We start from the raw sequence: 14,103 nt of genomic DNA, 5'->3' as shown, positions 1-14,103 counted from the left end.
AAAAGATGAAAAATAAAAAATTTAATTGCCCTTTGAAAAATAAAATAAAAAATGTTGATTATAAAAAAGAGTCATTTTTGATAAAAAGTTTTCTTTTTATTTTGTTATTGGTTATTTGGGAAGTTTATGCAAGGAACTTAGATAATCCTTTGATGTTTCCAACATTTAGTGAAACAATAAAAGGTTTTTTTGAAGTTATTCAAAATGGAGAGTTGATAAATAGGATTTTATCTTCATTAAAAGTTCAAGTTAGTGGATATTTAATAGGAATTTTTATAGCTGGAGTTTTAACAATATTTGCAATTTCTACTAGATTTGGTGCTTATTTATTAGAACTATTAACAGCTATTTTTAATCCACTTCCTCCAATTGCATTGTTACCTTTAGCATTGTTGTGGTTTGGACTTGGTTATGGAAGTATTGTTTTTGTGATTGTACATGCAGTTGTTTGGCCAATTTCAATAAATATTTATAGCGGATTTTTGGGTGTTAGTAATACTTTAAGAATGGTATCAAAAAATTATGAGTTATCAACAATCTCATATATATTTAAAATAGCAATTCCAGCTGCATTGCCTAGTATTATAACTGGACTTAAAGTTGGTTGGGCATTTTCTTGGCGTTCATTAATTGCAGCTGAGTTAGTTTTTGGAGTTAGTTCAGGAAGTGGTGGAATAGGTTGGTTTATTTATGAGAAAAAAAATCAATTGGATATAAATTTAGTTTTTGCAGGTTTATTAACAATTATTTTCATTGGAATTATTACAGATTTGATTTTCCAATTTATAGAGAAAAAAACAGTAATAAGATGGGGTATGAAAACAAAATGAAAAGGATAATATATGTATGTTAGTCATTTAGAGTGTCCAAAATGTAATACAAAATTTAATCATAAGGAGTTAAATCAACTTTGTATTTCATGTCAGTCTCCACTTTTAGTAAAATATGATTTAAAAGCTGTAAAAGAGAATTTTAAAAAAGAGAGTTTATCTTCAAGAAGTTCCAATTTATGGAGATATAAAGAACTTTTACCAATAGAAGATGAAAAAAATATTGTCTCTTTGGGTGAAGTTATAACACCTTTGATAAAACTAGAGAAACTATCAAAAAAGATAGGTTTAGAAAATATATATTTGAAAGATGAAGGTTTAAATCCTGGTGGAAGTTTTAAATCAAGAGGTGCAGCAGTTGGAATTTCAAAGGCAAAAGAGTTAAATGTAAAAGCATTTGCTATGCCTACAAATGGAAATGCTGGAGCTGCTTGGTCTATTTATGCTGCAAAGGCAAATATTAAAGCTTATATTGTGATGCCACAAGATGCACCAATTATAACAAGAAATGAGTGTATTGTTTCTGGAGCAGAACTATTTTTGGTTGATGGATTGATTAGTGATGCAGGAAAGATTGTAGCAAAAGCAATAAATAAATATAAATTTATGGATGCTTCAACACTAAAAGAACCTTATAGAATTGAAGGTAAAAAGACTATGGGATTTGAAATAGCAGAGCAATTTTCTTGGGAATTACCTGATGTTATTTTATATCCAACTGGTGGTGGAGTTGGATTAATAGGAATATATAAAGCACTTTTAGAGTTAAAAGAAATAGGTTTTATAAAAGGAAAATTACCAAGGTTGGTTGCTGTTCAAGCTTCAAATTGTGCTCCAATAGTAAAAGCTTATGAAAGAAAAGAAAAAGAGTCAATATTTTGGGATAATGCAAATACAGTAGCATTTGGAATAACTGTACCAAAAGCAATAGGTGATTTTTTAGTTTTAGAAGCAATTTATGAAACAGATGGTTGTGCAATTGCTATTAGCGACGAAGATATTTTGAAGTATCAAAAATTAATAGCAAAAGAAGAGGGATTATTTATCTGTCCTGAAGGAGCTGCAACTCTAGCTGCAACTGAAGAGTTATATAAAAATGGTTGGATAAAAAAAGATGAAAAAGTAGTTTTATTAAATACTGGAAGTGGACTAAAATATCCAAATACAGTTAACTCAAATCCAATTATTTTAAAAGTTGATGAGGAGATAAATCTTGAAAAAAATATTTAGAAGATTCATTTATATTAAGATTAAAATCTTTGGAAGTAGGAAAAAAAGGAAGAAAGAAAAAACAGCTTTTTCTTTTCCTATTGGAAGAAAATATGGATTTACATATTTTTAAGTATAAAGGTGAGATTTGAAAAAATCTTTAACTATTATACATTTAATGTATAAATTATTTAAAAAAAGAGAGATTAAAATGAAAAATATAGTAAAAGTTTTAAAAAAATTTGCAGTTGCTTTAGTTTTGATTCCTGCAATATCTTTTAGTGCAGATGGAAAAAATTCTATTGATATAATAAAAGAAAAAGGGAAAGTTAGAATAGGAGTATTCAGTGATAAGGCACCATTTGGATATCTTGATAGCAATGGGAAAAATCAAGGATTTGATATTGTAATTGCTAAAAAATTAACAAAAGAACTTTTAGGTGATGAAAATAAAGTTGATTTTATTCTTTTAGAACCAGCAAATAGAGTTGAATATTTAGAAACAAATAAAGTTGATATAGTTTTAGCAAATTTTACAGTAACACCTGAAAGAAAACAAAAAGTTGATTTTGCAAATCCTTACATGAAAGTTGCTATTGGTGTTGTCTCTCCTGAGGCAAAACCTATAAAATCTATTGCAGATTTAAAAGATAAAAAATTAATAGTTACTAAAGGAACAACAGCAGAAGTTTACTTTACAAAAAAACATCCAGAAATTGATTTATTAAGTTTTGATCATATTTCAGAATCATTTACTGCATTAAAAGATGGAAGAGGAGTGGCATTTTCTCAAGATAATACTTTACTTTTTGCATGGGCAAAACAAAATCCTGGATTTGTTACAGGAATTGATTCTTTAGGTGAACAAGATACTATTGCACCAGCTGTTAAAAAAGGGAATATAGTATTACTTAATTGGATAAATGAAACTTTAGAAAAATTAGGAAAAGAAAATTTTATTCATAAAGCTTATGATGAAACGTTAAAACCTATATATGGTGATTCAGTTAATATTGAATCAGTTGTAATTGAAGGTGGAAAAATTTAATTATTATGGATATAAATTTTATTATAGAGGTTTTACCTTTATTCCAAAAAGCTTTATTATTGACTATAAAACTTGCATTTATTGGAATATTTTTCTCAATAATAATAGGATTAGTTTGTAATTTATTATTGGCTAAAGAGAGTTTATTTTTCAACTCTTTAGTCAATGCTTATATTGAATTATCTAGAAATACACCTTTACTTATACAGCTTTTCTTTTTATATTATGGATTACCAAAATTTGGAATAAAACTAGATGAACAAATTTGTGCAATTATAGGTTTAAGTTTTCTTGGTGGAAGTTATATGAGTGAAGCTTTAAGAGCAGGAATTGAAGCTGTACATAAAAATCAAATTGAATCAGGACTTAGTTTAGGAATGAATAAATTTGAACTGTTTAAATATGTGATTTTACCACAAGCAATTTCTGTGTCTATTCCTTTGATTGCAGCAAATGCAATTTTTTTAGTTAAGGAAACTTCAGTTGTTGGAATAATTGCAGTTAAAGAGTTGATGAATTTGACTAAAACTTTAATTGGTGTTTATTATAAAACTTACGAAACGATGTTTTTATTAATAATATTTTATTTAATAATTCTTTTACCATTATCATTGATTTTATCTTATATAGAAAGGAAAATGCGATATGCAGAGCATGGGAATTGAATTGATATTTGAAGGAAATAATTTATTAAGAATATTAGAAGGAACATTAAATACTATTCAAATTGCTTTTAGTTCTATTTCTTTTGCTTTGTTATTTGGTTCAATATTTGGGATAATTTATTCAACAAAAAATAGAGTTATTAAATTTATTTGTAGAGTTTATTTAGAAATCTTTAGAATAATCCCTATTCTTGTACTTTTATTTATTTTTTATTTTGTAGTTCCAAAGTTTTTTGATATTGACATTAGTGGAGAGTTCGTAGCTATTATTGTATTTGTTTTATGGGGAATTGCTGAAATTGGTGATATTACAAGAGGAGCAATAGAATCTATTCCAAGACATAATATTGATGTGGCATTAGCTTTAGGATTTAACAAAATTCAAGTTTATAGATATATTTTAATTCCGTTATCATTTAAAAGAGTAATTCCAGGAGTTATAAATCTAACAACAAGAATGATAAAAACAACATCCTTGGTTGTAATGATAGGAGTAGTTGATATTATTAAAGTTGGGCAACAAATTATAGAGAGTAATGTTTTAAAAGTGCCAGATTCTGCTTTTTGGACATATGGATTCATCTTTTTCATATATTTTATAATTTGTTATCCAATGTCAAGATTTGCAAAAAATTTAGAAAATAGATGGAATAAGTAGGAAAATATGAATAATTTAATAGAAATAAAAAATCTTTTAAAAAAATATGCAGATAAAACAGTTATAAATGGAATTGATTTATCTATAAAAAAAGGTGAAGTTGTTGTACTTTTAGGACCTTCAGGTTGTGGGAAAAGTACATTGTTACGAACAATAAATGGACTAGAAGATATTCAAAGTGGAGAAATTCTATTTAAAGGTAAAAATATTCATTCAAAAAATGCTGATTGGATAAAAATAAGACAAAAAATAGGAATGGTATTTCAAAATTATGAATTGTTTCCTCATTTAAATGTAATAGATAATATTTTATTAGCACCATTAAAAATTCAAAAAAGAACTAAAGAAGAGGTGATGAATCAAGCAGAAGAACTTCTAAAAAGAGTTGGGCTTGAAGATAGAAAGTTTTCCTATCCACGAGAGTTATCAGGTGGGCAAAAACAAAGAATTGCAATTGTAAGGGCTTTATGTATGAATCCCGAAGTTATGCTTTTTGATGAGGTTACAGCTTCTTTAGATCCTGAAATGGTTAGAGAAGTTTTAGATGTAATATTGAATTTAGCAAAATCAGGTATGACTATGTTGATTGTTACTCATGAAATGGGATTTGCTAAATTGGTTGCAAATAGAATTGTATTTTTGGAAAATGGAAAAATATGTGAAGAGACAACACCTAAAGAATTTTTTACTAATCCAAAAACACAAAGAGCCAAAGAGTTTTTGAATATTTTTCAATATGAAAGTTAGTATAAATTCTTACTTTATAATCTTGATAAAAATTGTTAGATATAGTATAAATTCTATTGAAACTTGAGAAAAAGAATAAAATATTCATTTTTATTAATCTAATAAATACCATTATATAGTTGTTTTAGCACAAATTTGTAAAATTATTTCAAAACCTCTTGACAAATATTTTTTTTATTATTATAATTTCACCAATTTAGTAGGTGATAGATTAAATTTAAAAATATCATCTAAAGGGAAAGGATAAAAAATGATGTGCGACATGTGTAAAGAAATAGAAAATAAAAAGAAGAAATAGGTGAGATTTTTTTAAATCTTTAATTATCACACATTTAGTGTATATAATATCTAAGAAAGAGAAAATAAAATGATAAAAAATATAAAAAACATTGCATTAGCATCATTGCTAATTTCAACATTAGGTTTTGCAGATGATTTTGCATACGATAAAAAAGCAGAAGCTTCAAAAAAATCAATTGAAATCTTAAATGTTTCATACGATCCAACAAGAGAACTTTATGAAGAATATAATAAAGCATTCTCAAAATACTGGAAAGAAAAAACAGGACAAGATGTAACAATTAAACAATCACATGGTGGTTCTGGAAAACAAGCACGAGCAGTAATTGATGGATTAAAAGCAGATGTTGTAACTTTGGCACTTGCTTATGATATTGATGCAGTTGGTGAAAAAGGACATTTAATTCCTAAAGATTGGCAAAAAAAATTAGATTTCAATTCATCGCCTTATACTTCTACTATTGTTTTTTTAGTTAGAAAAGGAAATCCAAAAGGGATTAAAGATTGGAATGATTTAATTAAAGATGGTATTGAAGTTATAACTCCAAATCCAAAAACTTCAGGAGGTGCTAGATGGAACTATTTAGCAGCTTATGCTTATGGTTTAAAACAAGAACTTGGAAGTTTAGACAAAATTGATTTTAACTCACAAAAATATAAAGTTGCTGATGAAAAAGCAAAAGAGTATGTTTCAAAACTTTTAAAACATGTTCCAGTTCTTGATTCAGGTGCAAGAGGAGCTACAAACACATTTGTACAAAGAAAAATTGGAGATGTACTTTTAGCTTGGGAAAATGAAGCATTTTTAGCAATAAACGAGCTTGGAAAAGATGAATTTGAAATAGTTGTTCCATCTATTTCAATATTAGCTGAACCACCTGTTACTGTTGTTGATGTAAATGCTAAAAAAAGAGGAACATTTACTGTTTCAACTGAGTATTTAAATCATCTTTATTCAAAAGAGGGACAAGAAATAGCTGTTAAAAACTACTATAGACCAAGTCTTCCTGAATTAGTAAATAAAGAAGATTTAAAAATATTCCCAAAACTTGAATTATTTAAAATTGATGATGTTTTTGGAAGTTGGGCAAATGCACAAAAAGTACACTTTGATGATGGTGGAACATTCGATTTAATTTATAAATAACATAAATTAAAAGGAAAAGAAGTGGCAAATAAGACGATTTTAGATTTAGTTGGGAATACGCCACTAATAAAATTAAATCAAATAACAAAAGATTTAAATGATGTAAGTATTTATGCTAAATGTGAATATTTAAATCCTAGTGGATCAGTAAAAGACAGAGCCGCAAAAGCAATAATATTAGAAGCAATAAATAGTAATAAACTTACAAAAGATAAGATTTTATTAGATAGTACAAGTGGAAATACAGGAATTGCTTATGCAATGTTTGGTGCAAATTTAGGTTATAAAGTTAGTGTAACTTTACCTAAAAATGCAAATTTTGAAAGAAAAAGAATTTTAAAAGCTTTTGGTGCAACTATAATTGAAACAGATCCTCTTTTAAGTTCTGATGGATCATTAATTAAAGCAAAAGAGTTAGCAGAGGAAAATCCAGATATCTATTATTATACAAATCAGTATAACAATGAAAACAATTGGAAAGCACACTATAACTCAACAGCTTTGGAAATTTGGGAACAAAGTGAAAAAAAAGTTACTCATTTTATAGCAGGAATGGGAACTTCTGGAACTTTTGTAGGAACCTCAAGAAGATTAAAAGAGTTAAACCCAAATATAAAAACAGTTGCAATGCAACCATCTTCACCATTTCATGGATTAGAAGGAATGAAGCATATGGCAACAACAATAGTACCTGAGATTTACGATAGTTCATTGATTGATGAAACTATTGAGATAGATACTGAAGATGCAAGAAGAACAACTTTGGAATTAATAAGAAAAGAAGGATTATTTGTTGGTATATCTTCTGGGGCAAATGTTTATGCAGCATTGCAGTTAGCAAAAACATTACCAAAAGGGAGTGTTGTAGTTACTATTTTATGTGATAGTGGTTTTAAATATTTAAGCGATAGCTTATGGGAAGAAGATTTATGATAGAGCTAAATAAAAATCTTATGGAGCAAATAAATGAACATGCAAAGAAAGATTATCCAAATGAGTGTTGTGGTATTCTTTTAGGTAAATTTGAAAAAGAAAAAAAAACTGTAAGTGAAGTTTTAGAACTATCAAATGAAAGAGAAGATGAAAATAAGTACAATAGATATCTAATTCCATCAAAAAAGATTTTGGAAACAGAACTATATGCTCTAAAAAATGGTTTGGATATAGTTGGATTTTATCATTCACATCCAAATCATAATGCAATACCTTCTCAGTTTGATATTGATCATGCACTTCCTGTTTATACATATTTGATTGTGTCAGTTTATGATGCAAAAGTGATTGATTATACAGTTTCAGTATTATCAAACGATAGATTAAAATTTGAAAAAGAAGAGATAAAAGGAGTTTAATAATGGCAAAAGTTTATATACCTACAGCTCTAAGATTATTTACAAATGGAGATTTTGAGATAATTTTAGGTGGAGAAAATATATCTGATGTTGTATCAAATTTAGTTGATAAATATCAGGATTTAAAAAATCATCTATTTACAAATGAAGGAAAACTAAGAAGTTTTGTAAATATTTATCTAAATGAAGAAGATATTAGAGCATTAGATAATTTACAAACGAGAGTTTATGAAGATGATAAAATACTTTTAGTTCCATCTATTGCAGGTGGATTGTAATGGCTAAAGATGATAAGTATGATAAATTATCTCAAGAAGAAATAAGTAGATATAGTCGTCATTTAATATTGCCAGAAGTGGGACTTGAAGGACAATTAAAACTAAAAAATGCAAAAGTTTTAGTTGTAGGAACAGGAGGATTAGGTGCTCCTGTAATTTTATATCTAGCAGCTGCTGGAGTTGGAACAATTGGATTAATTGATTTTGATATTGTTGATGAATCAAATTTGCAAAGACAAATTATACATACAACAAAAGATATTGGGCGTCCTAAGATTTCTTCAGCAACTGATAGAATAAAAGCTATAAATCCTAATGTTAAAGTTGTTGCTCATAATGATAAATTGACAAGCCAAAATGCAATAAATATTATTAAAGATTTTGATATTGTTGTTGATGGAACAGATAATTTTCAAACAAGATATTTAGTAAATGATTCTTGTGTTATTTTAAAAAAACCATTTGTATATGGGTCAATTTTTAGATTTGAAGGACAAGCAAGTGTTTTTAATGCTTATGATGGTCCTTGTTATAGATGTTTATATCCTGAACCACCACCAGTTGGACTTGTTCCATCTTGTGCGGAAGGTGGAGTAGTAGGAATTTTACCTGGTATTATAGGAACAATACAAGCAAATGAAACAATAAAACTTATTTTAGGAGTAGGAGAGGTTTTAAAAGGAAGACTTTTAGCTTTTGATGGTCTAAAAATGCAGTTTAAAGAGTTGAAGCTTAAAAAAGATGAAAAATGTCCAGTATGTAGTGAACATCCAGTGATAACAGAACTTATTGATTATGAAGAGTTTTGTGGTCTGAAAAAACCTGATGAAAGAATAGAAGTAGAAGAGATAAGTGCAATAGATTTAAAAAATCTAATAAATGAAAAAAGACCTGTTCAATTGATAGATATTAGACAACCACATGAGTTACAAATAGGAAAAATTGAAGGTTCAAAGGGAATACCTTTTGGTCAATTATTAAGAAGAAAAGATGAACTTGATAGTTCTAAGAAAGCTGTGATAATTTGTAAAATAGGTCTTATGAGTGCTGAAATTATTAGACAGTTGAAACAATCAGGTTATACAGGTGAAATATATAGCCTAAAAGGTGGTATTACATCTTGGGCAAATGATATAGATTACACAATGGCAAGATATTAAATTAAAAGAGGAAAATAAAATGGCAGAGGAAAATAAAATAGTAAGTTTAAGTGCAAAATCTGCATATAATTTAGCAGATGTTGTAAAAACAACACCTGTTTTTGATTCGTTAACTCCAAGATGGGTTACAAGATTACTTGATTGGAAATCTTTAGATAGTGGGATTTTTAGATTAAATAAAGTAAAAGAAGGAGATACACCTCTTGATACTTTATGTTCACAAAAAATTCATAATAAAATTCCTGAAGGATTTGTAGATTATGAAGAAAACCCTAGAGAATATCAATTAAACTCAATTCAAACAATTATAAATGTAAATACAAAAGTGTCAGATTTATATAGCTCTCCAACACAACAAATTCAAGAGCAATTAAAACTTGCAATTGAGAGTTTAAAAGAGAGACAAGAAAGCGAATTATTTAATAATGATGATTATGGATTATTAAATAATATTGATGAATCTCAAAGAGTTCAAAGTAGAACTGGAAGTCCAACACCTGATGATTTAGATGAGTTATTAACAAAAGTTTGGAAAGAACCATCATTTTTCTTAGCACATCCAAGAGCAATAGCTGCATTTGGAAGAGAAGCTACAAGAAGAGGAGTTCCACCAGCAACTATAACTTTATTTGGAACATCATTTTTAACTTGGAGAGGAGTTCCTATTATTCCTACAAATAAACTATTTGTTGATGGATTAAAAGAGCCAAAATCAAAAGCTGGAAAAACTAATATTTTATTAGTTAGAACAGGTTATGAAAAACAAGGTGTTGTTGGATTATTCCAAAATAATTTACCAAATGAACAATCACGAGGATTATCTGTAAAATTTAGAGGAATAGATAATAATGGAGTTGGTTCATACCTTTTATCACTATATTGTTCAGCAGTAATTTTATCAAAAGATGCAATAGCAGTTTTAGAAGATGTTGATGTAGGAAACTACTATGATTACGCACAATAATTTACCAAATTTTGATGAAGAGTTTTTTAAAAATCAAATAGAAGTTTTGGCAAATCAGGCATTTCCTGAATTTAATTCAAATCCACATACAACTTTTAATGATGGGTTTGATTATGAAAAAGTTATTCAAACAAATTTTTATGAAGATAAAGATGTGTCAAATTTTGAAACTTTTTCAAATATTCAAATAGTTCCACAAAATAACTCTTATGAGATATTCAATGTTGAAGCTATAAGAAAAGATTTTCCAGTTTTAAATGAAAAAGTAAGTGGTAATTATCCACTTATTTGGTTAGATAATGCAGCAACAACGCAAAAACCAAAAAGTGTAATAGATAGAATAAGTTACTTTTATGAACATGAAAATTCAAATATTCACCGAGGTGCTCACACATTAGCAGCAAGGGCAACTGATGCTTATGAAGAGGCTAGACAAAAAGTAGCAAGTTTTGTAAATGCACCTAGTCAGAACAATATTATTTTTGTGAGAGGTGCAACAGAAGCTATAAATTTGATTGCACATAGTTTTGGTAAATTTAACTTGCAAAAAGATGATGAGATAATAGTTTCAAATTTAGAACATCATGCAAATATTGTTCCTTGGCAAATATTAAGCCAAGAAATAGGTGCAAAAATAAAAGTTATACCTGTTGATAATGATGGACAAATTTTACTAAATGAGTTTGAAAGATTAATAACTCCTAAAACAAAAATAGTATCAATTGCTCATGTATCAAATGCTTTAGGAACGATTGTTCCTATAAAAAAAGTAGTAGAAATTGCTCATAGATATGGAGTAAAAGTTTTAATTGATGGTGCTCAAGCAATATCACATATAAAAGTTGATGTTCAAGAGCTTGATTGTGATTTTTATGTTTTTTCAGGGCATAAAGTATTTGCTCCAACAGGAATTGGTGCAATATATGCTAAAAAAGAGCTTTTAGATATTATGCAACCATATCAAGGTGGTGGAAATATGATAGCTGATGTTACTTTTGAAAAAACTATTTATCAAGCTGCACCAAATAAATTTGAAGCAGGTACAGGAAATATTGCTGATGCAGTAGGACTTGGAGCAGCAATTGATTATGTTACTAAAATTGGAATTGAAAATATTTATAGATATGAACATGAACTTTTAGAGTATGCAATATCTAAAATGAGTGAAATTTCAGGTCTTAGATTAATAGGAACAGCAAAAGAAAAAACAAGTGTTTTATCATTTGTTCTTGATGGATATGATACAACAAAAGTTGGAGAATATCTTACAAGTAAAGGAATAGCTTTAAGATTTGGACACCATTGTGCACAACCAATTTTAAGAAGATTTGGAGTTGAAACAACAGTTCGTCCATCTATTGCTTTTTACAATACAAAAGAAGAGATAGATTTTTTAGTTAAAACTATCAAAGAGTTTAAAAATAGTTATTTATAAAAGAAGTAAAAGTGGAAAAGTTTGAAGATTTAGATAGTGAAATATTATTTCCAAATAGAAAAGATTTTATAAAAGATAATATTGCAAAAGAGTTTAATAAAGTAGCAATATTTGATATAAGTGGATTTGGAAATATAAATCATTATTATGGATATGATTTTGGAGAAAAGATTCTAAAAATCATATCTTTAAGGTTGGAAAATAAGTTTTTAAATGGAAAAATTTACTATTTAGGAGCAGATATTTTTGCAGCTACTTCAGATGAAACTGTTTCAAAAGATAGATTTGTTCAAGCTGTAAAATCTATTATTTGGTATTTTGGATATTCTCCTATTGAATTAGATGGATATAAAGTTTATATTCCATTAAGAGCAGGAGTTGCAATAAACTATGCAGAACTTTTGTTTTGTGCAGAATATGCTTTAAAACAAACAAGAGTGATAAAACATAATTTAGTTGTATATGATAATGAACAACATCACATTTGTAATCCTTCTTCTTTATCAATAGAGCAAGAGTTGTATTGGGAAACACAAATAATTCAAGCTATAAAAAAAGACAAATTTGAGATTTTTGCACAATCAATAAATAGTCAAAATGAGAAAAAATATGAAATATTAATTCGTATGAAAAACTCAAAAGATGAGGTTGTAAGTCCATATTTTTTTATTGATAGAGCAAAAAAAATAAATTTATATAGTGAAATTACAAAAAAAGTAATTCAAAAATCTTTTGAGTTTTTTGAAGATAAAAAAGTTGAATTTAGTATAAATTTATCAATTAGTGACATTTTAGAAAAAGATGTTGTAGATTTTTTAATACAAAAAATTTATGAATTTGATATAGGCTATTTTTTAACAATTGAAATAACAGAGAGCGAAGGTATTGATAATATTGAAGAAGTTATCTCTTTCATTAAAATTGTAAAAAATTTAGGTGTGAAAATAGCAATAGATGATTTTGGTACAGGATATTCAAATTTTTCGTATTTAGTAAAACTTCAAGCTGATTTTATAAAACTTGATGGTTCTATTATTCAAGAAATAAATAAAACAAAAACAGCCAAAGCAGTTGTTGAAGCAATAGTGTTTTTCGCACAAAAAATTGGTATTAAAACTGTTGCAGAGTTTGTTTCTTCAAAAGAAATTTTTGAAACTTGTAAAGAATTAAATATTGATTATTTTCAAGGTTATTGGTTCGATGAGCCAAAAAGTGTAAAAGATTTAAAAATAGGTAAAGAGTACCTAAATGCAAATAAGTAATAATAAAAATATAAAATTATTTGAACAAATAAAAGAAGATTTTAATGTTCCAAAAAACAATGACCCAGCATTAAATTCACGATTAGAAATCTTTTTTAATTATCCAGGTGTTTGGGCAATAATAAATCATAGAATAGCAAATAAATTTTATGTAAATGGTTTTAAAAAATTAGCAAGAGTTTATAGTGGAATTAGCCAATTTTTAACAAATACTGATATTCATCCCGCTGCAACAATTGGAAGAAGAGTTTTTATTGATCATGGAATTGGTGTGGTTATTGGTGAAACTACTATTATTGAAGATGATGTTTTAATTTATCAAGGTGTAACACTAGGTGGAGTAAGTTTAACTAAAGGGAAAAGACATCCAACAGTTAAATCAAATAGTGTTATTGGCAGTGGTGCAAAAATTTTAGGAAATATTATTATTGGAGTGAGTAGTAAAGTTGGGGCAAATTCAGTTGTAATAAGTGATGTCCCTGATTATTCAACAGCAGTTGGGATTCCTGCAAAAGTTATAAAAAAATATGATAATGCAGGAAAATTTACTCATAGTGATTTACCTGATATTGATAAGGAGGCATTTAAGTATTTAAACAAAAAAATTGAATTATTAGAAAAATTACTTGAAGATAAAGCAATTATAAGTAGTGAAAATCTTAATGACTTAAATCAAAAATTTGATTTAATAGATGACTATTTTATTGATGGTGCAGGAATTTAACAACTTAAATGTTAAAGACAATGTTATTTAAAAACAAAAATAAAAAGAAAAGGAATAAAAGATGGGATACGCAAAGAATATAACAGAATTAATAGGGAATACACCACTAGTACAATTACAACAAGCAAGTAATGAGAGTGGAGCAATAGTATTAGGTAAATGTGAATTTTTAAACCCGACACATTCAGTAAAAGATAGAATTGGAACAAATATGATTAATACAGCTTTGAAAGAAGGATTAATCAATAAAGATACAATAGTAATCGAACCAACAAGTGGAAATACAGGAATAGCACTAGCTTCAGTTTGTGCAGCATTAGGAAT

Annotated in this window: 16 protein-coding genes; all 16 read left to right on the top strand. The window is 27.5% G+C overall.

The features are described 5' to 3' along the window. The first annotated feature begins 5 nt into the window (after positions 1 to 5). Positions 6 to 830: an ABC transporter permease gene (locus B0175_RS03500; protein WP_108527301.1), complete on the top strand. Its 825-nt coding sequence runs from the start codon at positions 6 to 8 to the stop codon at positions 828 to 830. Between the two features lie 12 nt (positions 831 to 842). After that, positions 843 to 2,060 carry a threonine synthase gene (locus B0175_RS03495; protein ID WP_108527300.1) on the top strand — a complete coding sequence of 406 codons (1,218 nt, stop codon included), beginning with the start codon at positions 843 to 845 and terminating at the stop codon, positions 2,058 to 2,060. 190 nt (positions 2,061 to 2,250) lie between these two features. After that, positions 2,251 to 3,087, top strand: coding sequence for a cysteine ABC transporter substrate-binding protein (locus B0175_RS03490; RefSeq protein WP_108527470.1), 837 nt, complete (start codon positions 2,251 to 2,253; stop codon positions 3,085 to 3,087). A gap of 5 nt (positions 3,088 to 3,092) precedes the next feature. Continuing rightward, positions 3,093 to 3,752: an amino acid ABC transporter permease gene (locus tag B0175_RS03485; protein ID WP_108527299.1), complete on the top strand. Its 660-nt coding sequence runs from the start codon at positions 3,093 to 3,095 to the stop codon at positions 3,750 to 3,752. Continuing rightward, the gene (locus B0175_RS11240; protein WP_228156059.1) at positions 3,733 to 4,410 is read left to right on the top strand and encodes an amino acid ABC transporter permease; all 678 of its coding nucleotides are present in this window, start codon (positions 3,733 to 3,735) and stop codon (positions 4,408 to 4,410) included. The genes B0175_RS03485 and B0175_RS11240 overlap by 20 nt, the downstream gene beginning before the upstream one ends. Positions 4,411 to 4,416: 6 nt before the next feature. Then, positions 4,417 to 5,157, top strand: a complete 741-nt coding sequence (locus B0175_RS11235; protein WP_210004262.1) for an amino acid ABC transporter ATP-binding protein — start codon at positions 4,417 to 4,419, stop codon at positions 5,155 to 5,157. 367 nt (positions 5,158 to 5,524) lie between these two features. Next, a complete protein-coding gene (locus B0175_RS03475) occupies positions 5,525 to 6,604 on the top strand; it encodes a sulfate ABC transporter substrate-binding protein (RefSeq protein WP_108527298.1) in 1,080 nt (359 codons plus the stop codon). A gap of 21 nt (positions 6,605 to 6,625) precedes the next feature. Then, a complete protein-coding gene (locus B0175_RS03470) occupies positions 6,626 to 7,537 on the top strand; it encodes a PLP-dependent cysteine synthase family protein (RefSeq protein WP_108527297.1) in 912 nt (303 codons plus the stop codon). Continuing rightward, positions 7,534 to 7,956: a Mov34/MPN/PAD-1 family protein gene (locus tag B0175_RS03465; RefSeq protein WP_210004259.1), complete on the top strand. Its 423-nt coding sequence runs from the start codon at positions 7,534 to 7,536 to the stop codon at positions 7,954 to 7,956. Before B0175_RS03470 ends, B0175_RS03465 begins: the two co-directional genes overlap by 4 nt. 2 nt (positions 7,957 to 7,958) lie before the next feature. After that, a complete protein-coding gene (locus B0175_RS03460) occupies positions 7,959 to 8,234 on the top strand; it encodes a MoaD/ThiS family protein (protein ID WP_108527295.1) in 276 nt (91 codons plus the stop codon). Next, positions 8,234 to 9,394: a molybdopterin-synthase adenylyltransferase MoeB gene (moeB, locus tag B0175_RS03455; RefSeq protein WP_108527294.1), complete on the top strand. Its 1,161-nt coding sequence runs from the start codon at positions 8,234 to 8,236 to the stop codon at positions 9,392 to 9,394. Before B0175_RS03460 ends, moeB begins: the two co-directional genes overlap by 1 nt. Positions 9,395 to 9,413: 19 nt before the next feature. Beyond that, a complete protein-coding gene (locus tag B0175_RS03450; protein ID WP_108527293.1) occupies positions 9,414 to 10,358 on the top strand; it encodes a family 2A encapsulin nanocompartment shell protein in 945 nt (314 codons plus the stop codon). Next, positions 10,342 to 11,793 (top strand): family 2A encapsulin nanocompartment cargo protein cysteine desulfurase, encoded by a 1,452-nt coding sequence (locus B0175_RS03445; RefSeq protein WP_108527292.1) that lies wholly within the window; start codon positions 10,342 to 10,344, stop codon positions 11,791 to 11,793. Before B0175_RS03450 ends, B0175_RS03445 begins: the two co-directional genes overlap by 17 nt. A gap of 11 nt (positions 11,794 to 11,804) precedes the next feature. Then, entirely contained in the window at positions 11,805 to 13,055 is a 1,251-nt protein-coding gene (locus tag B0175_RS03440; protein ID WP_108527291.1) for an EAL domain-containing protein, read from the top strand. Continuing rightward, the gene (gene cysE / locus B0175_RS03435) at positions 13,042 to 13,779 is read left to right on the top strand and encodes a serine O-acetyltransferase (protein WP_228156058.1); all 738 of its coding nucleotides are present in this window, start codon (positions 13,042 to 13,044) and stop codon (positions 13,777 to 13,779) included. Before B0175_RS03440 ends, cysE begins: the two co-directional genes overlap by 14 nt. A gap of 61 nt (positions 13,780 to 13,840) precedes the next feature. After that, positions 13,841 to 14,103 (top strand): pyridoxal-phosphate dependent enzyme (locus B0175_RS03430; protein WP_146175178.1); only part of this gene is annotated, 263 nt, incomplete at its 3' end.

The sequence above is a fragment of the Arcobacter lacus genome (genome assembly GCF_003063295.1).
Lineage (GTDB): Bacteria > Campylobacterota > Campylobacteria > Campylobacterales > Arcobacteraceae > Aliarcobacter > Aliarcobacter lacus.
This window is presented reverse-complemented; position numbering and strand designations above follow the sequence as displayed.